General features: G+C 67.8%; 25 protein-coding genes. 14 read left to right on the forward strand and 11 right to left on the reverse strand.

Annotated features, from left to right (window positions below):
• Window positions 1-477: 477 nt before the first annotated feature.
• From ACFWPH_RS08660 to ACFWPH_RS08670, 3 genes are all read right to left on the reverse strand, one after another.
• Window positions 478-1,683: an NADP-dependent malic enzyme gene (locus ACFWPH_RS08660; RefSeq protein ID WP_378749467.1), complete on the reverse strand. Its 1,206-nt coding sequence runs from the start codon at window positions 1,681-1,683 to the stop codon at window positions 478-480.
• An 886-nt stretch (window positions 1,684-2,569) separates the two neighbouring features.
• Entirely contained in the window at window positions 2,570-2,836 is a 267-nt protein-coding gene (locus ACFWPH_RS08665) for a hypothetical protein (protein ID WP_378748947.1), read from the reverse strand.
• The gene (locus ACFWPH_RS08670) at window positions 2,833-3,687 is read right to left on the reverse strand and encodes a PHP domain-containing protein (protein ID WP_378748948.1); all 855 of its coding nucleotides are present in this window, start codon (window positions 3,685-3,687) and stop codon (window positions 2,833-2,835) included. Before ACFWPH_RS08670 ends, ACFWPH_RS08665 begins: the two co-directional genes overlap by 4 nt.
• Before the next feature lie 63 nt (window positions 3,688-3,750).
• Here ACFWPH_RS08670 and ACFWPH_RS08675 point away from each other — a divergent pair, with 63 nt between their 5' ends.
• Window positions 3,751-4,824 carry a magnesium and cobalt transport protein CorA gene (locus ACFWPH_RS08675; RefSeq protein ID WP_378748949.1) on the forward strand — a complete coding sequence of 358 codons (1,074 nt, stop codon included), beginning with the start codon at window positions 3,751-3,753 and terminating at the stop codon, window positions 4,822-4,824.
• 27 nt (window positions 4,825-4,851) lie between these two features.
• On the opposite strand, the gene ACFWPH_RS08680 is transcribed toward ACFWPH_RS08675, so the two are convergent.
• The 3 genes from ACFWPH_RS08680 to ACFWPH_RS08690 form a co-directional block, all read right to left on the reverse strand.
• A complete protein-coding gene (locus tag ACFWPH_RS08680) occupies window positions 4,852-5,433 on the reverse strand; it encodes a suppressor of fused domain protein (protein WP_378748950.1) in 582 nt (193 codons plus the stop codon).
• Window positions 5,434-5,436: 3 nt separating this feature from the next.
• On the reverse strand, window positions 5,437-5,928 hold the full coding sequence (locus tag ACFWPH_RS08685; protein ID WP_033243303.1) for a general stress protein: 492 nt from the start codon (window positions 5,926-5,928) through the stop codon (window positions 5,437-5,439).
• A gap of 227 nt (window positions 5,929-6,155) precedes the next feature.
• Entirely contained in the window at window positions 6,156-7,100 is a 945-nt protein-coding gene (locus tag ACFWPH_RS08690) for a CoA ester lyase (RefSeq protein WP_280417132.1), read from the reverse strand.
• Window positions 7,101-7,153: 53 nt separating this feature from the next.
• On the opposite strand from ACFWPH_RS08690, the gene ACFWPH_RS08695 reads away from it, so the two are divergent.
• The 10 genes from ACFWPH_RS08695 to ACFWPH_RS08740 all read left to right on the forward strand — a co-directional run bounded on the left by ACFWPH_RS08695 (window position 7,154) and on the right by ACFWPH_RS08740 (window position 16,007).
• Window positions 7,154-8,434 carry a magnesium transporter MgtE N-terminal domain-containing protein gene (locus ACFWPH_RS08695; protein WP_378748951.1) on the forward strand — a complete coding sequence of 427 codons (1,281 nt, stop codon included), beginning with the start codon at window positions 7,154-7,156 and terminating at the stop codon, window positions 8,432-8,434.
• Window positions 8,431-9,042, forward strand: coding sequence for a DUF1003 domain-containing protein (locus tag ACFWPH_RS08700; protein ID WP_378748952.1), 612 nt, complete (start codon window positions 8,431-8,433; stop codon window positions 9,040-9,042). The genes ACFWPH_RS08695 and ACFWPH_RS08700 overlap by 4 nt, the downstream gene beginning before the upstream one ends.
• A 144-nt stretch (window positions 9,043-9,186) precedes the next feature.
• Window positions 9,187-10,581, forward strand: coding sequence for a lytic murein transglycosylase (locus ACFWPH_RS08705; protein ID WP_378748953.1), 1,395 nt, complete (start codon window positions 9,187-9,189; stop codon window positions 10,579-10,581).
• Between the two features lie 490 nt (window positions 10,582-11,071).
• On the forward strand, window positions 11,072-11,926 hold the full coding sequence (locus ACFWPH_RS08710; RefSeq protein WP_378749469.1) for a lytic transglycosylase domain-containing protein: 855 nt from the start codon (window positions 11,072-11,074) through the stop codon (window positions 11,924-11,926).
• 19 nt (window positions 11,927-11,945) lie between these two features.
• Window positions 11,946-13,082, forward strand: a complete 1,137-nt coding sequence (locus ACFWPH_RS08715; RefSeq protein WP_378748954.1) for an Mrp/NBP35 family ATP-binding protein — start codon at window positions 11,946-11,948, stop codon at window positions 13,080-13,082.
• A 320-nt stretch (window positions 13,083-13,402) separates the two neighbouring features.
• On the forward strand, window positions 13,403-13,723 hold the full coding sequence (locus ACFWPH_RS08720; RefSeq protein WP_378748955.1) for a DivIVA domain-containing protein: 321 nt from the start codon (window positions 13,403-13,405) through the stop codon (window positions 13,721-13,723).
• Window positions 13,720-14,292 carry a DNA-3-methyladenine glycosylase I gene (locus ACFWPH_RS08725; protein ID WP_378748956.1) on the forward strand — a complete coding sequence of 191 codons (573 nt, stop codon included), beginning with the start codon at window positions 13,720-13,722 and terminating at the stop codon, window positions 14,290-14,292. The genes ACFWPH_RS08720 and ACFWPH_RS08725 overlap by 4 nt, the downstream gene beginning before the upstream one ends.
• A gap of 158 nt (window positions 14,293-14,450) precedes the next feature.
• Window positions 14,451-14,618 carry a DUF3117 domain-containing protein gene (locus ACFWPH_RS08730; protein WP_011211259.1) on the forward strand — a complete coding sequence of 56 codons (168 nt, stop codon included), beginning with the start codon at window positions 14,451-14,453 and terminating at the stop codon, window positions 14,616-14,618.
• The gene (locus ACFWPH_RS08735; RefSeq protein ID WP_378748957.1) at window positions 14,605-15,504 is read left to right on the forward strand and encodes a putative RNA methyltransferase; all 900 of its coding nucleotides are present in this window, start codon (window positions 14,605-14,607) and stop codon (window positions 15,502-15,504) included. The genes ACFWPH_RS08730 and ACFWPH_RS08735 overlap by 14 nt, the downstream gene beginning before the upstream one ends.
• Window positions 15,505-15,602: 98 nt before the next feature.
• Window positions 15,603-16,007, forward strand: a complete 405-nt coding sequence (locus tag ACFWPH_RS08740; protein WP_378748958.1) for a group 1 truncated hemoglobin — start codon at window positions 15,603-15,605, stop codon at window positions 16,005-16,007.
• Window positions 16,008-16,012: 5 nt separating this feature from the next.
• On the opposite strand, the gene glgA is transcribed toward ACFWPH_RS08740, so the two are convergent.
• Window positions 16,013-17,239 carry a glycogen synthase gene (gene glgA, locus ACFWPH_RS08745; protein WP_378748959.1) on the reverse strand — a complete coding sequence of 409 codons (1,227 nt, stop codon included), beginning with the start codon at window positions 17,237-17,239 and terminating at the stop codon, window positions 16,013-16,015.
• An 89-nt stretch (window positions 17,240-17,328) separates the two neighbouring features.
• Here glgA and glgC point away from each other — a divergent pair, with 89 nt between their 5' ends.
• On the forward strand, window positions 17,329-18,543 hold the full coding sequence (glgC, locus tag ACFWPH_RS08750; RefSeq protein ID WP_280417122.1) for a glucose-1-phosphate adenylyltransferase: 1,215 nt from the start codon (window positions 17,329-17,331) through the stop codon (window positions 18,541-18,543).
• 91 nt (window positions 18,544-18,634) lie between these two features.
• On the opposite strand, the gene ACFWPH_RS08755 is transcribed toward glgC, so the two are convergent.
• The 4 genes from ACFWPH_RS08755 to ACFWPH_RS08770 all read right to left on the reverse strand — a co-directional run bounded on the left by ACFWPH_RS08755 (window position 18,635) and on the right by ACFWPH_RS08770 (window position 23,029).
• Window positions 18,635-20,290, reverse strand: a complete 1,656-nt coding sequence (locus tag ACFWPH_RS08755) for an ABC transporter permease (RefSeq protein WP_378748960.1) — start codon at window positions 20,288-20,290, stop codon at window positions 18,635-18,637.
• Entirely contained in the window at window positions 20,287-21,207 is a 921-nt protein-coding gene (locus ACFWPH_RS08760; protein ID WP_378748961.1) for an ATP-binding cassette domain-containing protein, read from the reverse strand. Before ACFWPH_RS08760 ends, ACFWPH_RS08755 begins: the two co-directional genes overlap by 4 nt.
• 151 nt (window positions 21,208-21,358) lie before the next feature.
• Entirely contained in the window at window positions 21,359-22,018 is a 660-nt protein-coding gene (locus ACFWPH_RS08765; protein WP_378748962.1) for a TetR family transcriptional regulator, read from the reverse strand.
• Window positions 22,019-22,396: 378 nt separating this feature from the next.
• A complete protein-coding gene (locus ACFWPH_RS08770) occupies window positions 22,397-23,029 on the reverse strand; it encodes an O-methyltransferase (RefSeq protein WP_280418634.1) in 633 nt (210 codons plus the stop codon).
• Window positions 23,030-23,466: 437 nt separating this feature from the next.
• Between ACFWPH_RS08770 and sigE the strand changes: the two genes are divergently transcribed.
• Together sigE and ACFWPH_RS08780 are read left to right on the forward strand one after the other, a co-directional pair.
• The gene (gene sigE / locus ACFWPH_RS08775) at window positions 23,467-24,132 is read left to right on the forward strand and encodes an RNA polymerase sigma factor SigE (RefSeq protein ID WP_378749471.1); all 666 of its coding nucleotides are present in this window, start codon (window positions 23,467-23,469) and stop codon (window positions 24,130-24,132) included.
• 135 nt (window positions 24,133-24,267) lie between these two features.
• Window positions 24,268-24,648: a hypothetical protein gene (locus ACFWPH_RS08780; RefSeq protein ID WP_280460968.1), complete on the forward strand. Its 381-nt coding sequence runs from the start codon at window positions 24,268-24,270 to the stop codon at window positions 24,646-24,648.
• Window positions 24,649-24,658: the final 10 nt, after the last annotated feature.

A 24,658-nucleotide genomic window follows, 5' to 3' on the forward strand; every position in this document is an offset into this window, starting at 1 on the left:
GCTCGCCTCCCCGGTCATCCCGGACAAGGGAAGGCGGCGGCCGCCAATCTCATTCAGTACCCGAGTACCGGCCATCTCGGTGACTCGTTCGACGAGGTCCGGGTCCGCACATCGTGTGAGCCCCGCACGCAACCAACAGTGCAGCCGAGCCCCGCGGAGCCCTGAAAACTTTCGATCCGGCCCTCACGCAACCAACAACGCCGCCGAGCCCAGCGAGACCCCGAAACGTTTCGACCCGCCCCTCACGCAACCAACAACGCCGCCGAGTCTTACGAGGCCCTGAGAGGTTTTGGCCCGTCCCTGCTTTCCGCGCTCGATGCAATGCGGCGCAGCCGCGAGCATCGAGCGCGGAAAGCAGGGACCAAAGGGGGCCAAAACCCGCGCTGCCGGAGGCGGCGCCAAAACTACAGCACCCGGTCATTGGTGACGACCGGGTGCTGCAGCTGGGTTACCGCCCGGGTAAGGCGGAACGATCTATCAGGCGACGCCTTCCGCGCGGGCGGCGGCGGCGACCGCGTCGGCGACCGCGGGGGCGACCCTGGGGTCGAGCGGGCTGGGCACGATCTTGTCGGCCGCGAGTTCGTCGGCGACCACGCCGAGGATCGCGTCGGCGGCGGCGATCTTCATTCCCTCGGTGATCCGCCGGGCGCCCGCGTCGAGCGCACCTTTGAACACACCGGGGAAGGCCAGCACATTGTTGATCTGGTTCGGGAAATCACTGCGGCCGGTGGCGACGATCCCGGCGTATTTGCGGGCGAGGTCCGGGTGGATCTCCGGGTCCGGGTTGGACATGGCGAACACGATCGATTCCGGTGCCATCGAGGCGATGAGGTCTTCGGCGATGGTGCCCGCGGACAGGCCCAGGAACACATCGGCGCCGGTGAGCGCGTCCGCGGCGGTGCCGGTGAGGCCGCGCGGGTTGGTGCGTGCGGCGAGGTCGGCTTTCACCGCGTTGAGGTCGGTGCGGTCGCGGCTGACGATGCCCTTGGAGTCCAGCACCGTGACGTCGGGGATTCCGGCGGCGAGCAGGATATTGGTGCAGGCGACACCCGCGGCGCCGGCGCCGGAGACGACGACCTTCAGGCCCGAGGTCGGCCGGCCCTGCACCTTGGCCGCGCCGTTCAGCGCCGCCAGCACCACGATGGCGGTGCCGTGCTGGTCGTCGTGCATCACAGGGCAGTCCAGCGCTTCGACGACCCGCTTCTCGATTTCGAAGCAGCGCGGCGCGGAGATGTCTTCCAGGTTCACGGCGCCGAAGCTGGGCCGCAGGCGGACCAGGGTTTCGACGATTTCGTCGACATCCTTGGTGTCGAGCACGATCGGGATGGAGTCGAGGCCGGCGAACTTCTTGAACAGCGCCGATTTACCCTCCATCACCGGCAGGGAGGCGCGCGGGCCGATATCACCGAGGCCGAGCACCGCGGAGCCGTCGCTGACGACGACCACCAGGCGGTCGGTCCAGGTGTAGCGCTTGGCCAGTTTTTCGTCCTCGGCGATCGCGCGGCTCACCTGCGCCACTCCCGGGGTGTAGGCGATCGATAGGTCGCGCTGGGTCTCCAGGGGCGAGCTGAGCTCAACCGAGAGCTTGCCCCCGAGGTGACCGGCGAAGATCTCCTCGTGAGTGATCGCCGCGAGGTCTGCTGCCTCTTTTTTGCTGGCGGTGGCATTCGGTGCGTCAGTCACAGAGGACACGTTTTCACTCCTGCTGGTTGCGGTCGTAACCGGTGGACGGTTACCGCCGGGTATTTGGTGTTATCTGCGTCATATCGTTCATCGGTGGCGCGACCAGGATGTTTCCCGGTGGAGCCGTAACCCGGAGGCCCGGAGAGTCCGGGGCGAGACGAAAGGTGGCAGCACTGATTTCGGGCAGCTGCCCTCCGGGCGGATTTCGGACGGGTTGGTCCGGCAGAACTCGACCGGCGCCCGGCTCCGGCTGCGATGGTGCGTCGCGTGGCGGTGGGCGCCCGATATCCCCGACCCGGCGGTGGCAACGATCGGGAATCCGCAACATTGTGCCAGGTCCGGTGCGGAACGCCAAACCGGCACCGCGGATCGTGTATCGAACACCACGGGCTCAGCCTAGGTGGCGGGCATTACCTTCCCGTAAGAGGAAACTCCCGGCTCCGGGAAGCCCGGGGTGAGCTGTGTTTATTTTGCGGCGCCTACGGCGCCGCGGGTTTCGGCCCCTTTGGTCCCTGCTGTCAGCACTCGATGCTCGCGGCTGCGCCGCATTGCATCGAGCACGGACAGCAGGGACGGGCCGAAACCTTTCAGGGCCTCGCTGGACTCGGCACCGCCGCTGGTTGCGTTGGGGTTGTGGTGGGGCGGAACCTCTCGGGCCTCGCTGTTCTCGGCGGTGCCGGTGGTTGCGTTGGGGTTGTGGTGGGGCGGAACCTTTCAGGCCTCGCTGTTCTCGGCGGTGCCGGTGGTTGCGTTGGGGTTGTGGTGGGGCGGAACCTTTCAGGCCTCGCTGTTCTCGGCGGTGCCGCTGGTTGCGTTGGGGTTGTGAGTTGGGGCCGACTCGACGTTGCCGATCGGGTGGTGGGGGCACCGGGCCGGACGCTACGGGTCAGCTCCACCATTGGGTCCAGAGCAGGAATGTTGCGGCACCCAGGACGAGCGCGGCGACGGCTACGGAGGTGGCGCCGCGTTTACGGTCCGAATAGACCTGCGCCGCAACGGCCATCGCTGCGATCGCGATATGCCAGCCGACCGATTCCGTGCCCGGCCCCGGGAATCCGCGGCGGGCGCCGATCATTGCCGCACCCACCACCACGCAAGCCAGGACGACCAACCCCGCCGCAATGGACCCGCTGAGTCCGCGCACGACTTTCATGACGCGAGCACCGGCACGCCGGTGGCTCGGCCGGCGAGCTTCTCGAACTGCGCCGGGTCGGTGGTGCAGGCGCCCAGCGCGATGGTTTTGTTCGCACCGTGATAGTCCGAGGACCCGGTTGTCAGCAGGCCGTATTCGCCGGCCAGTTCGCGCAGCGCGGCCCGGTCCCGGGTGTTGTGGTCGGGGTGGTCGATTTCCAGCCCGCCCAGCCCGAGCGCGGCGAGGTCCGGGATCTCCGCGAGGTCGAGCAGCCGGCCGCGGGAGCGGGCCCGGCCGTGCGCGAGCACGCTCACCCCGCCCGCGTCGGCGATCATCTCCACCGCCCGGTGCAGCGGTGTATCGGCCTTCTCGACGTAGTAAGGGCCGTCGGCTGCCAGCAACTGCGCGAATGCGGCTTCCACACTCGGCACCACACCCGCCTCCACCAGGGCGCGGGCCAGATGCGGGCGCCCGGCGGCCGGGCCGGCCGAGGCGAGCACGGCGTCCGGGTCCACGGGTAATCCGTCGGCGGCCATCTGCCCGGCCATGGCGCGTAGGCGCTGGACCCGTTCGCCGCGTAGTCGTTCACGTTCGGCCGCGAAACCGGCGTCGGCCGGGTCGAACAGGTAGGCCAGTAGATGCACCGATACCGGCCAGCCGTCCACGCCGCGGCCGATACACGACATTTCCATCCCCCGGACCAGCGACAGCCCGGCCGGACGCGCCGCCTCGGCCTCGGCCCAGCCGGCGGTGGTGTCGTGATCGGTGATCGCGACCACGTCCAGACCGGCAGCAGCCGCGTTCCGCACCAGATCGGCCGGGGTATCGGTGCCGTCGGAAGCGGTGGTGTGGGTATGCAGGTCGATGCGCACGCCACCCAGTCTGTCAGTGCGGGCTTCCGCTGCGGTTCGCGCGGGCGGACTAGCATCGGCGGCGTGCCCTCACTACCGCTGCCGTTCCACAGTCCGGGACGGTCGCGGCATTCCCGTTCGGCCTCACATATCCGTATACCCACCGCCCGCGCGGTCGTCGATTGCGCTGTCTATGTGGAGGGTGAGCGGCTCCCAGGACGGCACACCCATAAGAGCGCGCTGACCGCCGCGCGCGAACACGGTGGATTCGTCTGGCTCGGCCTGCACGATCCCGATGCCGCCCAGATGGCCGAGGTCGCCGAGACGTTCGGGCTGCACGCGCTGGCCGTCGAGGATGCGGTACAGGCCCACCAGCGGCCGAAACTGGAACGCTACGACACAACGCTGGTGATGGTCATGCGCACCGTCGCCTACCGGGAACACGAACTGCACACCGTCAGCGAGATCGTGGAAACCGGCGAGCTGCTGATATTCATCGCGCCGGATTTCGTCATCGCCGTCCGGCACGGTGAACATTCGCCGCTTGCGGTCGTGCGGCGCGGATTGGAGGCGGATCCCCAGCGGTTACGCCTGGGCCCCGGCTCGGTCCTGCACGCGATCGCCGACCATGTGGTCGACTCCTATATCGAGGTCGTGCAATCGGTGGAATTCGATATCGACGCCATGGAAGAGGAAATCTTCACTCCCCGGTCCCCGGTCACCGTCGAATCGATCTATCAGCTCAAACGAGAAGTGGTGGAACTGCGCCGGGCGGTGAATCCGCTGGCCCTGCCGCTACACACACTTGTCCACAACACCGACCTGCCGTTGGACGCGGAGATCCGGCGCTATCTGCGTGACGTCGCCGACCATCACACCACGGTCGCGGAACGGATCACCGATTTCGACGATGCGCTGAGCTCACTCATCAACGCGGCCCTCGCCAAGATCACCGTTCAGCAGAATACGGATATGCGCAAGATATCGGCGTGGGTGGCGGTGGCCGCCGTACCCACCATGATCGCCGGAATCTACGGGATGAATTTCGAACATATGCCGGAACTGAAAACCACCTGGGGGTACCCGGTGGTGCTCCTGTTCATCTTCGCCGTCTGCGGCACCCTCCTGGCCCTGTTCCGCCGCAACAACTGGCTCTGAATCACAGCCCGGCCGCGCCGCAGGTAATCACAATGAGGCCGCGCCGCGGGCCGGGTCGAGCACATCGATCCCGGCTTCGGCCCAGGCGTCGCGCAGCGCCTGCGCACCGCGCACACGCACCCATGCGGCCTCGGTGGCCGTCACCGGCGTCACCGCGAAGTACTGGACCGGCTCAGCGGGTTCGGGTAACTCCACGTCCGGTATCTCCCCGGAGCCCAGCAGTACAGCGGTGAACGGGGCGTCGCGCCACAGCGGCTCGCCCATATCCAGCAGAGCATCCGCCTGCAGAACAACCCCTTCCACTGCCGGCGACGCGGCGAGCACACCCAGCGACCGGGCCACCCCGGCGCCACTGCCCGATTCGGCCCGCAAGGTGAGCAGTAGTTCGGCCCGGGGCCCGCGGACCGGGTCCGCCAGAACGGCGGACGGGTCACCCATCGGATGCCGGGAACCGCCGACGGTCGCGTAATGCACCACACCGTCGCCGGGGATCCGCAGGATCTCGATGGGTTCGAGCCCCAGGAACGTCACCGACGCGGTGTCCACAGCGGCCGTATCCACCTCGAAATGGCGCGCTACCGCGGCGCGCACCCGCTCGACCACATCCATCCGCTAGATGGCCAGCCGGGCGAGCATATCCCGCGCCTGTTCGGCGGTTTTCGGATCGCACAGCACGTCGTAGCGGCCCGCAACCAATTGCATGGTCGACGCGAAATCACGCTGACCGCGCGTCGCGGCGTACGGGATGGTGGTCGAGATGACCCCGAAGATGATGCCGCCGACCAGACCCACCAGCAGTGGACCCGCCATGCCGTTGGTGGTGAACAAGCTCAGCAGCAAACCCAGGAACAAGCCGAGCCAGGCCCCGGACACCACACCCCCGCCGATGACCTTGCCCCAGTTCAACCGGTACAGCACCCGCTCGACCTGCATGAGATCGACGCCGACAATGGTCACGTTCTGCACCGGGAACTGATTGTCCGCCAGATAATCCACGGCACGCTGCGCCTCGGCATAGGTCGGATACGAACCGACCGGCCATCCCGAAGGCGGCGTGGGCAGACCCTGTCTGCCCCGATTCGAACTCCCCAGGGGATTAGTCATGTATATATTGTGCCGCCTCCGGCGGCACAGGGTTTTGGCCCCCCTTGGTCCCTGCTTTCCGCACTCGATGCTCGCGGCTGCGCCGCATCGCATCGAGCACGGAAAGCAGGGACGGGCCAAAACCTCTCAGGGCCTCGTAAGACTCGGCACGGCTGCTGGTTGCGTCATGCCCGAACAGGACGGATGCGTGGTCGGAGTGAGCACCTGTAGTCGTATCGGCGATCTATTTACTCATGCGCAGTAAAGGTCGTCGTTCTTTTCATTCCTGCCGCGCGGCCTTTTTCTGCGATGACGACCGCCATTTTCGCGCTGGCCTCATCGATCATTTCGTCGCCCAGCATCACGGCTCCGCGCGCGCCGCCCTCGGCGGAGGTGTGATAGGCGTAGGCGTCGAGGATCATTTCGGCGTGGTCGTAATCGGCCTGGCGCGGGCTGAAGATTTCGTTGGCGGCGTCGACCTGGCTGGGGTGCAGCACCCATTTGCCGTCGAAGCCGAGGGCTGCGGTGCGTCCGGCCGCGCGCCGGAAACCGTCGATATCGCGGATCTGCAGGTAGGGGCCGTCGATGGCCTGCAGGCCGTGTGCGCGGGCGGTGAGCAGGATGGTCATCAGGATGTGGTGGTAGGCGTCGCCGGTGTCGTAGCCCTCGGGCTGCTCGCCGACCACGAGGGTGCGCATATTGATACTCGCCATGAAATCCGCGGGGCCGAAGACCAGCGTCTGCACCCGGGGGCTGGCGGTGGCGATCTCGTCGATATTGCGCAGCCCCAGCGCGTTCTCGATCTGCGGTTCGATCCCGATCCGGCCGGGTTCGATCCCGTTGGCGCGCTCCAATTGGCTCAGCAGCAGATCGAGGGCCCGCACCTGACCCGCGTCGGTGACTTTGGGCAGCAGGATCGCGTCGAGCGCGGTACCGGCGCCGTCGACCACGGAGATCACATCGGCGTAGGTCCACTGGGTGGTCCAGTCGTTCACCCGGACCACTCGCAGCTGCTCACCCCAACCGGAATCGTTGAGGGCGGCCACGATATTGGCGCGGGCGGCGGCTTTCGCCCCGGGTGCGACGGCATCTTCGAGATCCAGGAACACCTCGTCGACCGGCAGGCCCTTGGCCTTGGCGATCATTTTCGGGCTGCTGCCCGGCACGGCAAGGACGGAACGGCGCGGCTTCATCAACACTCCTGTGGTCGACCCGGTCCGGCCCCGGAACATCTAGCCTGGCACTCATGGCAGCTACCAGGGTGTATGTCGCCAGGCTCACCGGCCTGGCGGTGCTGGGGCCGGACGGCGAGTCTATCGGCCGCGTACGCGACGTGGTGGTGGCCGTCCGGTACGACCGGCAGGAACCGCGTGTACACGGTCTGGTGGTGGAGTTGCCGACCCGGCGGCGGATCTTCGTCCCGATGCTGCGAGTGACCAGTATCGAACCTGGTTCGGTCACGCTGAACACCGGTAACGTCAGCCTGCGGCGGTTCGCGCAGCGGCCCGGGGAACTGCTGGCCATGGCGCAGATCGTGGATTCCACGGTGCACGTCGACGATCCCGATCTCCCGGATCTGGCGGGGGTGGATGTTTTCGTGGTGGATCTCGGGATCACGCTGACCCGCACCCGGGACTGGCGGGTCGCCCGGGTCGCGGTGCGCGGGCATCGCCGGCTGGGACGGCGGCGCACGGTGCATGTGGTGGACTGGGCCCGGGTCGAGGGCCTGACGCCGTACGAGATCGACCGTCCCGGCCAGGACGTCAGCGCGTTGCTCGAACAGTTCGAAGGTCGGCGCGCGGCCGATGTCGCGCATATGCTGCGGGAACTGCCCGCCAAACGACGCCTGGAGGTGGCGCTCGCCCTCGACGACGAGCGGCTCGCCGATGTCGTCCAGGAACTCTCCGGTGACGATCAGCTGGAGTTGCTCGGCCAGCTGGAGATGACCCGCGCGGCCGATGTGCTCGAGGCGATGGACCCCGACGATGCCGCCGACCTGCTGGGCGGCCTACCGGAGAACGAGGCCGAATCCCTGCTGACACTGATGGATCCGCAGGAATCCGAGCCGGTGCGCCGGCTGCTCGAACATTCCCCGGATACCGCGGGCGGGCTCATGACGCCGGAACCGGTGGTCCTGTCGCCGTCGACCACGGTGGCCGAGGCGCTGGCCCGGGTCCGCGATCCCGATCTGACGCCTGCGCTGGCGTCGGTGGTGTTCGTCGTCCGTCCGCCGACGGCCACCCCCACCGGCCGCTACCTGGGGTGTGTCCATCTGCAGCAACTGTTGCGCGAACCACCGGCGCATCTGGTGGGCGGAATCCTGGACGCCGATCTGGCGACCCTGCGGCCGGAACTGCCGCTCGCGGCGGTGACCCGGTATTTCGCCACCTACAACCTCGTGTGCGGGCCGGTGGTCGACGAACAGAACCATCTGCTGGGCGCGGTGAGCGTCGACGATGTCCTCGATCATCTGCTGCCGCCCGATTGGCGTGAGGACGAACAACTGTACGAAGGTGTGCGGCCGTGACCGATAAGACCACGGCGGGCCGGGCGCTCTCCGGTGCGCGGCAGCGACTGGAAACCCCCGTCGGAACCCGGTTTCGCTTCGATTGGGACGCGGAGGCATTGGCGCGCGGCAGCGAACGGGTCGCCCGGTTCCTGGGCACCGGACGCTATCTCGCGATTCAGACGGTGGTCGTGATCGTCTGGATCGTGCTGAACGTTTTCGTGATCACCCTGCGCTGGGACCCCTACCCCTTCATCCTGCTGAACCTCGCGTTCTCCACCCAGGCCGCCTATGCCGCACCGCTGATCCTGCTGGCGCAGAACCGGCAGGACAACCGCGACCGGGTCTCCCTGGAAGAGGACCGCATGCGGGCCGCGCAGACCAAGGCCGATACCGAGTTCCTGGCCCGGGAGCTGGCCGCGCTGCGCCTGGCGGTGGGCGAGGTCGCGACCCGTGATTATCTGCGCCGCGAACTCGACGAGATCCGCGACGCGCTGGAGCGGATCGAGTACACGACGGGAGTCGGGCCGACGCGCGGCCCGGACAAAGCAACCAAGCCGAAACGCAAGAAAACCTCCGGTCACAAGGCGGTTACGGGCCCGATTTCACCGCCTGTCGCCGATGAATGACCGGAAATCCACAATATGCTCCTGACCGGTAGGTAACCTGGATCACGTTGTCCCGAGCGCGCCGTGCGGGAATGTCCGAGACGGTCGCTCACCTGTGACATAGAGGAACGGTGGAGCCGAATGCGGATACCTACCCCTGTGGCAATGTCGGCTCTGGTCATGGCGGGCCTGGTAGCGAGTGGTTCTGCCGCCCACACCACCATGTCGTCGACACCGCCGGAAGCTCCCGGAGCCAGACTCGCAGCGAACGCCGGACAGGCCGGAGACACTACCGAAGACGTCGAAGCCCCATTGACCCAGACACTCGGAATGCTGCCGGTCGAGCCCTCCACGCCCCGGAAACTCCGGGCCCTGAGCCCGGTGCCGGCCGACGGAATCCCACCCTTCGCCGGTACCGTTCCGTTACAGAGCATCGCCCTGCCCAGTGGTAGCGGCGCGTTCGGTATCCCGGAGATCGTGCTGGCCGCCTACCGCAACGCCGAACTGGCCCTGCAGTCCTCGACACCCGGCTGCGGACTCACCTGGAACCTGCTCGCCGGAATCGGCCGGATCGAATCGGGGCATGCGAGCAACGGGCGTACCGACGCCGCCGGAACCACCAACCCACCCATCTTCGGCCCGGCACTGGACGGCACACTGCCGGGTAACGAGGTCATCCGGTCCACCGACGGCGGATACGTCCGCGCGCTGGGTCCCATGCAGTTCCTGCCCGGCACCTGGTCGCGCTACGCCGCCGACGGTAACGCCGACGGCCACAGCGACCCGCACAATGTTTTCGACGCCGCCCTGGGCGCCGGCAAGTACCTGTGCTCGGGCGGGCTGAATCTGCGCGATCCGCAACAGGAACTGCGGGCCGTACTGCGCTACAACAACTCGATGTCGTACGCGGCCAATGTGCTGAGCTGGTCGGCCGCCTACCGCAGCGGCGGCCGGGCCGCGCCGGTCATCCCGTCCCCGGGCCTCGTCCCGCCCGGCAGCGCCCCCACCCAGCTCCCACCGGGATCGCCGGACCTGCTGGCCGCGCAGACGGATACGCCGGTTCCGCCGCCCCCGCCCGAACTGGCGGTACAGACCCCGCGACCCGAACCGATGATCCGGATCCCCGGATTGCCGCCCATCCCCTGCGGTTTGCTCTGCCCGCCCGCGCCGGGGTCGCCGAAGGTCGGCCAAGCACTCCCCGCCCCCGGGCCCGGCGCTCCCAATGCCCCCGGCGCTCCTACTGCCCCCGGAGCCCCCGGCACACCGGCCGCACCCGGAGCCCCGGCTCCCGCGGCCCCGGCGGCGCCCGCGCCGGAAGCCCCTGCACCGCAAGGGACTCCGCAGAACCAGGCACCGCCTCCCGCACCGGCAGACGAACCGGACGCGCAGGCAGCTCCGGCGCCGGCACCACCCTCCATCACGCTGCCGGGCGGGCTGGTCATCCCACTGCCGATCGCACTGGTTCCCGGACCGGCGGCCCCCACACCCGCGGACGCGGTACCCCCGCCCCCGCCCGCTGGTACCGCCCCGGCTCCGGCTGAACCCGCCCCGCCCGCCTGATGATTCCCGGCCGCGCCACTCACCCCCGCAGACCTGACACCGCCGCCATCACCCACCGATAGGCCCCGGTACCTGCGCCCGCCCGGCCGCCGGCTGCTCCGGAATCGACCGTGCCGGGCGTGCCGGCGGAGGACCGAAGATCTGCGGGCAGTCCGGCCCGCGGCTCATCTCCGGCGGCCGCGGCTCCGGTGGGCGGCCCGGATACCTGGCATTACCCGGTTCGCACCGCAACTTGCCGCACCCGCCGGGCGGGCTCGCCCACCGGGCGGTCACGCGGACCACAGCCCGGCGCCGCGGCGGCCGGCGCCGGGTCCGTATGCGGCGCCGCCGCTTTCCTTCCCCATCGACGTCGCATTCACGCCGAAATGATGGTCACGAGGTAGTAACGAACTGGTCTCGGATGCGGTAGTCTCGACGGCGAAGGTCACGGCCGGGCAACGAGTCCGGCCGCGGCCGCAGGCTTGTGGTTGAGATGAAGGGCTTTGAGCACGTGGGGCGTCACCGTAAACAACAACCTGCCACTGTCACCCGAGGTTCGGTTATCGCACTCACCGGTTTGGTGCCGGCGGGTGTCGTGGCCACCAATGCCGCCGCGGCGATGGCCACCGATCCCACCGCGGCCTCGGTCGAGATGCATATGTCCGCCGTGGGCGCCGCCCCCGGCCAGGCCATGGCACCCGCCTCGTTCGACGATACGGTGATGCACGCGATGGCCAAACAGTCGCCGGAGGCGCCGGTCGAGGTGAAAACGGTTGCGCTGGCTCCGGATAGGGCTCGTAACGACCTCCCGGTGGCCGCATCGGGTATTCCGGGGATCGCCCAGGACGCCTATCTCCAGGCCGAGCAGATCCTGGCCGACGAGAATCCGAGCTGCAATATGTCCTGGACGATGCTGGCCGGTATCGGCCGCGTCGAATCCACCCATATGTACAACGGCAAGGCGGACGCCGACGGTAACGCGTTGTCCCCGGTGTTCGGCCCGGCACTCGACGGCAGCCTGGCGGGCAACAATGTCATCCACGATTCCGATGGCGGCGCGCTCGACGGTTTCGGCGGCTACGACCGCGCGGTGGGTCCGATGCAGTTCCTGCCGGAAACCTGGACCCATTACGCGGCGGACGGCAACCGCGACGGGATCTCCGATCCGCAGAACTACTACGACGCGACCCTGACCGCCGGTAAATACCTGTGCTCGGGCGATCTGGATATGAACGATCCCGCCCAGCAGACCAGGGCCATCCTGCGCTACAACAACTCGATGGCCTATGTCGCGAACGTCATGGCCTGGGCCCAGTCGTACAAGACCGGGATCGCACCGCAGCCCGCGGAACTCCCCAAGATCTGACGGCACTACCATCGGTAATATGCCAGTGGTAACGGAAGCGGAGGTGCGGGGCGCCCTCGCGAAGGTCGACGACCCGGAGATCCGCAAACCGATCACCGAACTGGGCATGGTGAAAAGCATCGGGATCGATCCGGACAGCAATGTGCATATCGAGGTGTACCTGACCACCGCCGGATGCCCGTTGCGCACCGAGATCACCCAGCGGGTGAGTACCGCGGTGGCCGATGTGCCCGGGGTCGGTGCGGTATCGGTCGAGCTCGATGTGATGAGCGACGAACAGCGCACCGAACTGCGCAAACAGTTGCGCGGCGATTCCGCCGAACCGGTGATCCCGTTCGCCCAGCCCGGTTCGCTCACCCGCGTGTATGCGGTCGCGTCCGGAAAGGGCGGGGTCGGCAAATCGAGCGTTACGGTGAACCTCGCCGCCGCGCTCGCCGACCGCGGCCTGTCGGTCGGGGTGCTGGATGCCGATATCTACGGCCATTCCATCCCCCGGATGCTCGGCACCGATGCCCGGCCCACGCAGGTCGAGCGAATGATCATGCCGCCGGTGGCGCACGACGTGAAGATGATCTCGATCGCGCAGTTCACCAAGGGCAACACCCCCGTGGTGTGGCGCGGGCCGATGCTGCACCGTGCGCTGCAACAGTTCCTGGCGGACGTTTTCTGGGGTGATCTGGACGTTCTGCTACTGGATCTGCCGCCCGGCACCGGTGATGTGGCGATTTCCATCGCCCAACTGATCCCCAACGCGGAGATCCTGGTGGTCACCACCCCGCAGATCGCCGCCGCCGAGGTCGCCGAACGCGCGGGCGCCATCGCCCTGCAGACCCGGCAGCGGATCGCCGGGGTGGTGGAGAACATGTCCTGGCTGGATCTGCCCGACGGCAGCCGGATGGAGCTGTACGGGTCCGGCGGCGGGCAGGCGGTCGCCGATCGGCTCACCCGCGCCGTCGGCGCCGAGGTGCCGCTGCTCGGACAGATCCCGATCGAGCAGGCCGTGCGCGAGGCCGGCGACGAAGGCACCCCGATCGTGCTGCGCGACCCGGACTGCGCGGCCTCCGTCGCCCTGCGCGCGGTCGCCGATAAGCTCGCGGTCCGCCGCCGCGGCCTGGCCGGTATGTCGCTGGGTATCGATACGACTCGTCACCTCTGATAACCCGACCTCCGTCACTGTCGGTGAGTCGTCCGGACGCGGTAGCGGCCCGGCGGATCGACCGGTAAGCAGCGAACCTGCCGCCCGTCCGCGATCCGGTCGAGCTGCGACGCGGGGGTATGGCAGGTGTCCGTCGTTACCGGGCAGCGGCCCCGCGAGGAGGGCTGGAGGCACCCGTTGCCACCGTCCCCACAGGCCGAGCCGGGCCGGCACTTCCGGCCGGCCGACAACGTCACTACCCGACGGCGGCCGGCCTGTGCGAACTCGGTGGGCCGGGCGGCCCGAGCTCCCTTGTCGGCGGGCGCACCTAGACTCGGTCCATGCTCACCCTGCTGCTGTACGTCCTGATCGTGGGTTTGGTGGCCACGGTGTTGTTCCTGCTGGCCGGTGCGCTCTTCGGCCGGTCGGAGGAGCTGGGCCCGCTCCCGGAGGGCACCACCGCGACCATCCTTCCGGTGGAGAATATCTCCGGCGCCGATGTGCGGGCCCTGCGGTTCCAGCAGGTCGTGCGCGGGTACAAGGCGGGCGAGGTCGACTGGGCACTGGCCCGGCTGGCCGCCCGGATCGATGAACTACAGGCCCAGCTCGCCGAGGCACAGTCCGCGAGCACCGGCGCGGCAACAGGCCCGGACCGCTCGTGACCGCCGCCGATGCACTGGTTCGCTGCCCGTGGTCGGTCGATTCCCAGATCTACCGCGACTACCACGATCAGGAATGGGGGCGCCCGCTGCACGGCGACGACGCCCTGTTCGAGCGATTGTGCCTGGAGGCATTCCAGTCGGGATTGTCCTGGATCACCATTCTGCGCAAACGCCCCGCGTTCCGGCTGGCGTTCGCCGGATTCGTGATCGACCGGGTCGCCGAATTCGGTGACGCCGACCGTGCGCGGCTGCTGGCCGATCCGGCGATTGTGCGCAATCGCGCCAAAATCGATGCCTGTATCGCGAATGCGAAAGTCGCCCGCGAACTCGATACCGGCCTGGACGAACTGCTCTGGTCGTTCGCTCCCCCGCCGCGGCCGCGCCCGCGCAAAATCGGCGATATTCCCGCGGTGACACCCGAATCCACCGCACTGGCAAAAGAATTGAAGCGGCGCGGTTTCCGCTTCGTCGGGCCGACCACCGCGTACGCGCTGATGCAGGCCACTGGAATGGTGGACGATCATCTGCCCGAATGCTGGGTCGATACCCGGCACACCGGCCTCGGCTGACCGGTCACATTTGGACGTCGAGTATCCGCCATCTCCTGCGATAGGGAAGAATGGATCGAGTGCGGTCCGTCGCCTCAACCGACGGACCGCCCGGTTGGTGACAACCGGAGATCCGAGCAAGTGCGCAGCATACAGCGCAGATCTGGAGGGAGCAGAGGATGGCGGCCATGAAGCCCCGTACCGGGGACGGTCCCCTCGAGGCAACCAAGGAAGGTCGTGGGATCGTTATGCGGGTCCCGCTCGAGGGTGGCGGGCGTCTGGTCGTAGAACTCACGCCCGACGAAGCCGCGGCACTGGGTGACGAATTGAAGAGTGTCACCAGCTAGCGATACCGCCGAGGAATCGGCGCTGGCCGCGGTCGCCGAGGTACTGAGCTGCCCCGTATGCGGCCGCGGCCTGGTTTGCGTGGGCCGGGTGTTGCGCTGCGAACTCGGCCACAGTTTCGATATCGCCCGGCAGGGTTACGTGAGTCTGCTCACCGGTGCCCCGACCAAACTCACCGGCGACACCGCCGAGATGCTCGACGCACGCGCCGCTTTTCAGGGCACCGGATTTTTCGAGCCGATCGCCGCGGCAGTGGCCGAAGCAGCGGTGGCCGCTCGATCCGCCACCGCACCGTCACCCGGCGCCGAGGTGATCGCGGATATCGGCGCGGGCACCGGTTACTACCTGGCGCACGTTCTGGACGCGGTGTCCACAGCCCGTGGTATCGCGCTGGATATCGCCAAACCTGCGGGTCGCCGTTGCGCCCGCGCGCATCCCCGCGCCGCGGCCGTGGTGGCCGACGCCTGGCGCGGGCTCCCGCTGCGGGACCACACCCTGACCGCCGCGCTCTCGGTTTTCGCACCGCGGAACCCGGCGGCCGTCGCCCGTTGCCTCGCGCCCGGTGGCCGGTATTTCGTGGTGACCCCGACCGTCCGGCATCTGGCGGAGTTGATCGACCCGATCGGAATGGTCACCGTAGACCCCGATAAAGAACGGCGGCTCGCCGACGGGATGGCCGGTCTGTTCACCCGGGTGGACACCAGCGCGGTCGAGTATTCGATGACACTGACCCGCGCCGATATCGCCCACCTCGTGGCGATGGGTCCCTCCGCCCACCACACGGCGGCCACCGGCGAGCGGCTACCGGAACCTTTCGAGGTGACGGCATCGGTCACGGTGAGCACCTATACCGCGGCAGCCGGCGCCGATTCTCACCGCGACCGGTAATGCCCGGTGAGAATCAGGCAATCACGCTGCCACACAGGGCAATCCACTTGCGATGCGGGGCTGATCGCCGGGTAATACCGGCCTGATGTGCTTGGTACATGCGGATACCGACATTCGGCAAGAAGACAACCACCCCCACCACCATCTTCGACCGGATCGGCGGATACGAGGCATTGGAAGCCGTCGTCGCCGACTTCTATACCCGGGTCCTCGCCGACGAAGAACTCGCCGGGTTCTTCACCGGAACGAATATGTCCCGGCTGCGCGGTAAGCAGGTCGAGTTCTTCGCCGCGGCGCTCGGCGGCCCGGATCCCTACACCGGTGCACCGATGAAACAGGTGCATCAGGGCCGGGGTATCACCATGCACCACTTCAACCTGGTGGCCGGACATCTGACCGATTCGCTCACTGCCGCCGGCGTGGGCGAAGAAACGGCCGGCGAGATCATCGGCGCGGTGGCACCGCTCGCCGGTGACATCACCTCCGGGCGCTCCTCCGGCTGATCCGGTCAGGGTTTGGCAACCGTGCGGTAGACGTTCAGGGTCTGTTCGGCGATCCGGTACCAGTCGAATTCCGCCCGGGCGCGGACGCGGCCGGCGGCCCCGAGTTCGGCCGCGCGCGCCGGGTCGCCGGCGAGTTCGTTGATCGCGGCGGCCAGCGCGTGCTCGTAGGCCGCAGTCTCACCGGCGTCGAAATGCACCAGCCGCCCGGTGCCGCCGTCGGCGACCACCTCGGGGATACCGCCCACATCGGAGGCGACCACGGCCGTGGCGCAGGCCATCGCCTCGAGATTGACGATCCCGAGGGGTTCGTAGACCGACGGGCAGACGAAAACCGTGGCCGCGGCGAGCAGCTGGCGGATCTGTTCGGTGGGCAGCATCTCCCGCACCCAGAAGAGGTTGTCGCGCTGCCGATGCAACCCGGCCACGGCGGCGGCGACCTCGGCCTCGAGTTGCGGGGTGTCCGGGGCACCGGCACACAGGACCAGCTGGATCTCCGGGTCGATCTCCCGCGCCGCGGCCAGGAGATGACCGACCCCCTTCTGGCGGGTGATCCGGCCGACGAACACCGCCAGCGGGCGGTCTGCGCGCACCCCCAGTTCGTCCAGGATCCGGCGGCTGCCCGGCGCCGGTGGACCGGGGTACCAGACCTCCGCGTCGATCCCGTTGCGCACCACATGCACCCGGGCCGGATTCAGAGCAGGGTAGGCGTCGAGGACATCGCGGCGCATCCAGTCGCTCACCGCGATCACCGCATCGGCGTGCTCGAGCGCGTTACGCTCCGACCACGACGACAACCGGTATCCACCACCGAGCTGTTCGGCCTTCCACGGCCGGCGCGGTTCCAGCGAATGCGTGGTGACCACATGCGGGATCCCGTACAGCGTCGCCGCGAGATGCCCCGCCAGCCCGGCGTACCAGGTATGCGAATGAACCAGGTCCACCGCGCCCACGGCATCGGCCATCCGCAATTGCGCCGACATCATCTGCAGCGCCGGATTGGCCCCCGCCAGCGCCGGATCCGAATCGTGCACCCGGGCCACCGTCCGCGGCACCCCCATACAGTGCACGGTCACCTCGCTCATCCGGCGCAGCCGGGCCACCAGTTCGGTGACATGCACGCCCGCCCCGCCGTATACCTCCGGCGGATATTCCCGGGTCAACACGGCCACCCGTAGCGGATCACCCGCCGGCGACCCCGGCGCGGTGCCCGCACCGCTGGAAACGGAACTCACGGATTCACGGTAGCCGCCGGGTGGCCGATATACAGAAGCCGCCGAGCGGCCGACGCCCCCCGACCACCGGGTTCGGTAGGTTTGGCACTGTGAGGAGCCAGCCGCACGTACTCGGAATCGTGCTCGCCGGTGGCGAGGGCAAGCGACTCTTTCCCCTGACTGCCGACCGCGCCAAGCCGGCCGTCCCGTTCGGCGGGGCCTACCGCCTCATCGACTTCGTACTGAGCAATCTGGTCAATGCCGGTTTCCTCCGGCTGTGTGTACTCACCCAATACAAATCGCATTCCCTGGACCGTCATATTTCGCAGACCTGGCGGCTGTCGGGTTTCGCCGGTGAATACATCACCCCGGTGCCCGCCCAGCAGCGGCTAGGCCCGCGCTGGTACACCGGGAGCGCCGACGCGATCATGCAGTCGCTGAATCTCATCTACGACGAGGATCCCGATTACATCGTGGTGTTCGGCGCCGATCACGTCTATCGGATGGATCCGGAGCAGATGGTCACCAGCCATATCGATTCGGGCGCCGGGGTCACGGTCGCCGGTATCCGGGTGCCGCGCAGCGAGGCGAGCGCATTCGGCTGTATCGATTCCGACGAATCCGGTCGTATCGTCGGTTTTCTGGAAAAGCCGGCCCATCCGCCGGGGATCCCCGACGACCCGAATGCGACCTTCGCCTCCATGGGCAACTACGTGTTCACCACCAAGGTGCTGGTGGATTCGATCAAGGCGGATGCGGAGAATTCCGATTCCGATCACGATATGGGCGGCGATATCATTCCCGGCCTGGTCGCCGCGGGACAGGCCGCCGTCTACGATTTCGCCGATAACGACGTCCCGGGCGCCACCGACCGCGATCGCGGCTACTGGCGTGATGTCGGCACCATCGACGCCTTCTACGAGGCCCATATGGATCTGGTGTCGGTGAACCCCGTTTTCAACCTCTACAACCGGCACTGGCCCATCCGCGGTGCCGCCGAGAACCTGCCGCCGGCGAAATTCGCCCGCGGCGGACTGGCCCAGGAATCCATTGTCGGGGCCGGCAGCATCCTGTCGGCGGCCACGGTCCGCAATTCGGTGCTCAGCGCGAATGTGCAGGTCGATGAGGGTGCGACGGTCGAGGGCAGTGTGTTGATGCCCGGCGTGCGGATCGGGCGCGGCGCGGTGGTCCGGCGCGCCATCCTGGACAAGAACGTGATGGTGTCCGAAGGCGAGATCATCGGAGTGGACCAGGAACGCGACAGCAGCCGGTTCGCCATCAGCCACGGCGGTGTGGTCACGGTCGGCAAGGGCACCTGGGTCTGATCCGTGCGGCGCGCCGGGCACCGAACGCACCGAAGCGGCCGTGCATCCGGTCGGCTCGACCCGGATACACGGCCGCGATCTCGCACAATGCTCAGCGCACGTCCCGGCCGCGCATTCCGGCCAGTCCTGCGGCCAGCAGCACCGCGGCGACCGCCGTGACGAGGAGCGTGGGCGTGGCGCTGTACTCCACACCCGGCACTTTCGGTGCGTGACTGAACGGCTCCAGATTCCGCAACCACTGCGGCGCACCGGAGATGGAACCGAGGAGGAAGACCGCGATCGCGCCGGTCAGTAACCCCCACGCCACCGGAGTCCAGCGCGGTACCAGTCCGAACAGCGCGACCGTCACCGCCGCGAAGAACCAGATCGCGGGCAACTGGACCAGGGCGGCCGCCAGCATCGCGGGCAGTGTGGCGCCGATATCACCGGCCGCGATCCCGTAGGCGAGCCCGCCCAGCAGACCGGCGGTCAGCATGATCACCACCGGGCCGCCGAGGGCGAATACCAGATGTGAGGCCACCCAGCGGATCCGGCCGACGGCGCCGCTGAGCACCGATTCGGCGTGGTGGCCGTTCTCCTCGGCGAATATCCGCAGCGCCGCCGAGATCGCGTAGGCCGCGCCGGCGATCCCCAGCATGGTGAACGCGTAGCTGACGAACGAATCCTCCAGCGAATCGGTGCCGCCCATCCGGGTGATCAGATCGCGCAGCGTTTCATTGCTGCCGAAACTGTCGCCGATACCGTTGACGACGCTCCCGATCACCAGGCCGTAGAGCCCGACCCCGATACCCCAACCGAGGAGGGCGCCGCGCTGCAACCGGACCGCCAGGCCGAAGGGTCCGGTCAGGGCGGGGCCGGCGGCCGCGGGTCCGAGCCGTTCGGTGAGCAGACCGGCGCCGACATCGCGGCGGCGCAGCAGGGCGAAGGCCACCGCGACCGTCACGGTGAGCAGTGCCAGGTGCAGTAGCAGCACCCACCAGCGATCGCCCGCATACGGCCGGACCTGCAACGACCAGCCCTGCGGCGAGAGCCACGTCAGCGGGTTGACCGGCCCTGCGCCGGCCTGCGCATCACCCACGGCGCGCAGTGTGAAGGTCACCGCGAGCGTCGCGAACGCCAGCCCGCGGGCGAGCCGGGCACCCGAACAGACCTGTGCGGTGACCGCGGCGACCGCCGCGAACACCATGCCCGACCCGGCGAGCGCGAGCCCGAAGGCCAGCGAGCCGCCGGCCGGAACTCCTGTCGCCGTCAAGCTCAACGCACCGATGAGACCGGCCAGCAAGGCGCCACCGAGGGCCAGCAGTAGTGCGGCCGTCAGGCTCGCGTACCGGCCGACGGAGGTGGAGGCCAGCACTTCGGTGCGGCCGGATTCCTCTTCCGCTCTGGTGTGCCGGATCACCGTGAGGATGGTGGCCACGGCGATCAGGGTGTGGAACATCCCGGCTTTCCAGATCCCCACGGCACCGATGGAGGTGTCGTAGACGGGCCCGTACATCGCCAGCTGCGCCGGACTCGCCAGGATCGTGGCCGCGAACGAGGCGCGATCGGCCGCGGTCGGATACACCGATTCGATACTGGCCACATACACCGAGCCCAGGGGCACCGACAGCAGCAATATCCACAGCGGTGCGACAATCCGGTCGCGCCGCAGGTAGAGCCGTAGCAGCCGGAGGGTTCCGGTGAATTCGGTGCCCGCGGACGTCGTATCGAACATTCCCGGCCGGGCACCGGCCACCGCCGTGGTCATTTCCGTACCTCCTGCAATTCGCCGGATTCCCGGCCGGTCACCGAGTAGTGCCGCATGAACAGCTCCTCGAGCGTCGGAGGCCGGCTGATCAGGCTGCGCACACCGGTATCGCCGAGGACCCGGATCAGTTCGGCGAGATTGTCGCCGTCGACCTGGCAGCGCAAGGTGTGATCCTCCAGGCTCACATCCGCCACACCCGGTAGCGCCGCGATATCGCCGGGATCACCGGTCAGCTCCGCGGTGATGGAGGTGCGGCTCAGATGCCGCATGGAGTCCAGCGTGCCGCTTTCCACCGTGCGCCCGGACCGGATGATGGTGACCCGCTCACACAGGGCTTCCACCTCGGACAGGATGTGGCTGGACAGCAGTACGGTGGCACCGCGTCCGGCCGCCTCGGCGACGCATTCGCGGAACACCTGCTCCATCAGCGGGTCCAGGCCGGAGGTGGGCTCGTCCAGCAGCAGCAACCGGGCGTGCGAGGAGAACGCGGAGATCAGCGCCACCTTCTGCCGGTTGCCCTTGGAATACGTGCGCGCCTTCTTCCGGGGGTCGAGCTCGAACCGTTCGATCAGCTCGGCCCGCCGCGAGGTATCGAGGCCACCGCGCATCGACGCGAGCAGATCGATGGTCTCGCCACCGCTCAGCGACGGCCACAGGGTCACATCACCCGGAACGTAGGCGATTTCGCGGTGCAGCGATACCGCGTCCGTCCAGGGGTCGCGCTCCAGCATCCGTATTTCGCCGCTGGTACGAGCCAGCAGTCCTAGCAGGATCCGGATGGTTGTGGATTTCCCGGCGCCGTTGGGCCCGAGGAAACCGTGGACTTCGCCTTCGGACACCTGCAGATCCAGTCCGTCGAGTGCCCGGACGGGACCGAAGTGTTTGTGCAGATCCCGGATCTCGATTGCCGAAATCATCGACTCTCCTTGTAGACATTCGGAGTAGAAAGCTCGAAAAAGTTGTGCACACGCGCCGGACGGCCGGTCACTGTGCGATACGCCGGAGTCGGGCCGAGCCGACCCTCTCCGGCCGATGGCCTACGGCGCGGACGCCGGGTTCCGGTCGCGTCTAGTCATGCGGTGCGTCGGCCGCACTTGCCCCCGTCCCCGCCGCGCGCAACGCCTCCACCATCGAGGAGTCGGTGAGCAGGCCCTCGGTGTAGATCTCGAGGGCGGGGAGCATCATCTGGTCGGCGTAATCGCGGAGCGCCCGGCGGTAGTCGATCACCCCGTCCGGTGGGGAATGCGTCTGCAGGAACAGCAGCATGCCGCCGCCGTTGGTCGTGGCCAGATAGCGCGCCATCGCCTTCATATCCCGCGGTTTGCGCAGCGCACCGGAAGCGATTCCGGCCTCCAGGTACTGCTCGACGTCGGCGACCATATGCTCGAACAACGCGCCGGCCAGGTCCCCGCCGGCCTGGAAGCTGCGCATCATATAGGCGATGATCGGGGCGAACTCCTCGATCTCGGCCAGTTGCTGCAGCATGTTCCCGGCCGACGGCCGGTTCATGAAGCTCATCTTCGTTTCACGGATCACTCCCCGCACATAGTCGTCGCATTCGCGACGCAATCCGTCCTTGGACCCGAAATGGTGGTTCACCAGTCCGGGCGATATTCCTGCGGCCTTTGCGATGGCCCGCACTCCGACGCCGAAGCCCTGTTCGCCGAACAGCGCGATGGCCGCGTCACGGATACGTGCCCGGGTGGTCAGATCATCGCTTGAACGCATGTTCAATACGCTAAACAGTCGTTTAGTTCGGACGCAAGGGGTCAGGCCGTAGAGATTCCGTCAAGAAACAGTTCACCCACCGGCGGAAGCTCCGTGAATCCGCCACGTAAGCACAGAAAACCTCGCCTACCTGCGACTACAGGTAGGCGACTGATACCCCGACAACTGGCGCACAGCCGGTGGGCACGCCGCGCTGTCAACCGCCCGAAACGCAACCGTCGACCACGGCACACCGCAGCACGCGCCCACAACCGAGTGCCGGTTCGAGCGATCGCTCCGGACAACCCGGCCACGTACCAGCGGCCGGACCCCTCCGAGCGGTCCAACCGATGGACCGAGTGACAGTGAGTGCAGCGGGAGCGGAGCCCGGTGAAGCGCTTATCCTTTCGAGGCGCAGAGCAGTCCGTCCCCCAGCGGAATGAGCACACTGGTCAATCCCGGGTCCTCGGCGATGAACCGGGTCGCCGAACGTACCGCCTGCGTGGCGGCGTCCCGATGCGCCGTATCCGGGACCCGCCCGCCGAGTAGCGCGTTGTGCAGCAGCACCGCACCCCCGGGCCGCAACAGCCGGACCGCCTCCGCGATGTACTGCGGGTGCTCGATGGGCGCGCCGTCCACGAAGACCAGGTCGTAGGCGCCGTCGGCGAGGCGGGGCAGCACATCGAGCGCGCGGCCGTTGATCAGGCGGGTCCGCGCCAGGGGGATTTCCGCCGCACGAAAGGATTCCTTGGCGGCCCGCTGATGTTCGGGCTCGGGATCGATGGTGGTCAGGGTGCCGTCCTCGCGCATACCGTCGAGCAGCCATAGTCCGCTGACCCCGGCACCGGTCCCGACCTCTACCACCGCCCGCGCGTCCAGCAACTGCGCGTACATACTGAGGAGTGCGCCGACCGAAGGCGGCACCGGGGCCGCGCCGAGTTCGGTGGCCCGCTCACGGGCGCTGATGAGTACCTCGTCCTCCACGACGGATTCTTCGACGTAGGCGAGATTTCGCTCCAGGTTCGATGCCACGCACTCGAGGCTATGCCAAACGCGGCAAAGCTGGTCGCAACATTCTCAGGTGTCCCTCAGGATACCCACACCCGTCCCACACGGGAACAGGGAAGAGTAGGCCCCACGCAAGACCAGCCGACCGAATGCGGCGGCCGGGAACAACGGAGTACGACCCGACTGTTGTAACCGGTGAAGGTGGCCCGTGAACCGGGCCACTCTTCCGAGCCTACGCCTCGGTCCCGATCAAGGAGGTCGTCACCATCCACATGGTCGATGCGGCACGCGAGTCCGCCACCTTGCCCGAGCTTTCCCCGGCCGGCACCCCCGCAGCAGTTGCCGGGTACACCCTGCCCGGCGGGGACGAATTCGGCCCGGCCCCGTTTCCCGGGCCCGATCGTGAGGTAGCCGCACACCGAGACCTGGTGACAGACCACCCCGCTTCGCCGGACGCCCTGATGGAGGTGCCCGATATGTCCACTATCGACGACAGCGCCGAGGACTACGACGCCGTATCCGCGGAGACCGGGGAACTGGACGAACTCCCCCTCACCGGCACCGCCGCCTTCGACGCCACCGGCGATCGGACGGTGATGCCCACCTGGGACGAACTGGTCCGCGAACATGCCGACCGGGTGTACCGGCTGGCCTATCGCCTCTCCGGTGACGCGCAGGACGCCGAGGACCTCACCCAGGAGACGTTCATCCGGGTGTTCCGCTCCCTGTCCAGCTACCAGCCCGGCACGTTCGAAGGCTGGCTGCACCGCATCACCACCAACCTGTTCCTGGATATGGTGCGCCGGCGTAGCCGGATCCGGATGGAAGCGCTGCCCGACGACTACGACCGGGTACCCGCCGAGGGCCCCGGCCCGGAGCAGGTGTTCCACGACGCCCGGCTCGATCCCGGCCTGCAGTCCGCGCTGGATTCGCTGGCCCCGGAGTTCCGAGCCGCGGTCGTGCTCTGCGATATCGAAGGGCTTTCCTACGAGGAGATCGGCGCTACCCTCGGAGTGAAGCTGGGTACCGTCCGCAGCCGTATTCATCGCGGCCGGCAGGCACTGCGGGAGTATCTTGCGCATAATGGAGTGCAGGAGCGTTTCGCCGCCGAGGCGAGCCTCACGTAGAACACAGAGGTAAGCCTCGTATAAGACACCGGGGCGAGCCTCGGTGCTGACGTCGAGGCGAGCTTCGGGTGATCCGGCGACCGTGCTGCCGGGTCCCGGCGGTCAGCGATGTCGGTTGGGAAGGATGGACAGCGAATGAGTGGCGACTCCAGTACGCCCGGTCGTCGTCCCGCACAGTTCCACTCCACCGAACATCTGGCGAGCGAGGCGGTCGCCGCCTATGTCGATGGTGAACTGCGGATGAATCCGTACCTGCGTGCGGCGCAGCATCTCTCGGTATGCCCGGAATGCGCGGCCGAGGTGGAGGCGCAGCAGCAGGCCCGGATCGCGCTACGCCGGGCCACTCAGGTGTCGATACCCACCGGGCTGCACGACAGTCTGTCGCGTATTCCGCTCGCCGAACCTCCCACCAATTCCCCCGCAAATCCACGCAACGAGGCGGTATTCGGATTTACAGGTCAGTCCTTTTCCGCGACCTTCGACAGCTTCCGGTGGTCGACGTGGTGGCGCAAGTAGAGTTTGCCGC

The sequence above is a fragment of the Nocardia sp. NPDC058499 genome, from assembly GCF_042719915.1.
GTDB lineage: Bacteria > Actinomycetota > Actinomycetes > Mycobacteriales > Mycobacteriaceae > Nocardia.

What these genes read in the sequence shown, in the direction of transcription:
- ACFWPH_RS08665 (WP_378748947.1), bottom strand. Translation starts at nt 2,836, where the DNA reads ATGAAAGTCGTGCGCGGACTCAGCGGGTCCATTGCGGCGGGGTTGGTC.
- ACFWPH_RS08680 (WP_378748950.1), bottom strand. Translation starts at nt 5,433, where the DNA reads ATGGATGTGGTCGAGCGGGTGCGCGCCGCGGTAGCGCGCCATTTCGAG.
- ACFWPH_RS08685 (WP_033243303.1), bottom strand. Translation starts at nt 5,928, where the DNA reads ATGACTAATCCCCTGGGGAGTTCGAATCGGGGCAGACAGGGTCTGCCC.
- ACFWPH_RS08690 (WP_280417132.1), bottom strand. Translation starts at nt 7,100, where the DNA reads ATGAAGCCGCGCCGTTCCGTCCTTGCCGTGCCGGGCAGCAGCCCGAAA.
- ACFWPH_RS08695 (WP_378748951.1), top strand. Translation starts at nt 7,154, where the DNA reads ATGGCAGCTACCAGGGTGTATGTCGCCAGGCTCACCGGCCTGGCGGTG.
- ACFWPH_RS08705 (WP_378748953.1), top strand. Translation starts at nt 9,187, where the DNA reads ATGTCGGCTCTGGTCATGGCGGGCCTGGTAGCGAGTGGTTCTGCCGCC.
- ACFWPH_RS08715 (WP_378748954.1), top strand. Translation starts at nt 11,946, where the DNA reads ATGCCAGTGGTAACGGAAGCGGAGGTGCGGGGCGCCCTCGCGAAGGTC.
- ACFWPH_RS08720 (WP_378748955.1), top strand. Translation starts at nt 13,403, where the DNA reads ATGCTCACCCTGCTGCTGTACGTCCTGATCGTGGGTTTGGTGGCCACG.
- ACFWPH_RS08730 (WP_011211259.1), top strand. Translation starts at nt 14,451, where the DNA reads ATGGCGGCCATGAAGCCCCGTACCGGGGACGGTCCCCTCGAGGCAACC.
- ACFWPH_RS08740 (WP_378748958.1), top strand. Translation starts at nt 15,603, where the DNA reads ATGCGGATACCGACATTCGGCAAGAAGACAACCACCCCCACCACCATC.
- ACFWPH_RS08755 (WP_378748960.1), bottom strand. Translation starts at nt 20,290, where the DNA reads ATGACCACGGCGGTGGCCGGTGCCCGGCCGGGAATGTTCGATACGACG.
- ACFWPH_RS08760 (WP_378748961.1), bottom strand. Translation starts at nt 21,207, where the DNA reads ATGATTTCGGCAATCGAGATCCGGGATCTGCACAAACACTTCGGTCCC.
- ACFWPH_RS08765 (WP_378748962.1), bottom strand. Translation starts at nt 22,018, where the DNA reads ATGCGTTCAAGCGATGATCTGACCACCCGGGCACGTATCCGTGACGCG.
- sigE (WP_378749471.1), top strand. Translation starts at nt 23,467, where the DNA reads ATGGAGGTGCCCGATATGTCCACTATCGACGACAGCGCCGAGGACTAC.
- ACFWPH_RS08780 (WP_280460968.1), top strand. Translation starts at nt 24,268, where the DNA reads ATGAGTGGCGACTCCAGTACGCCCGGTCGTCGTCCCGCACAGTTCCAC.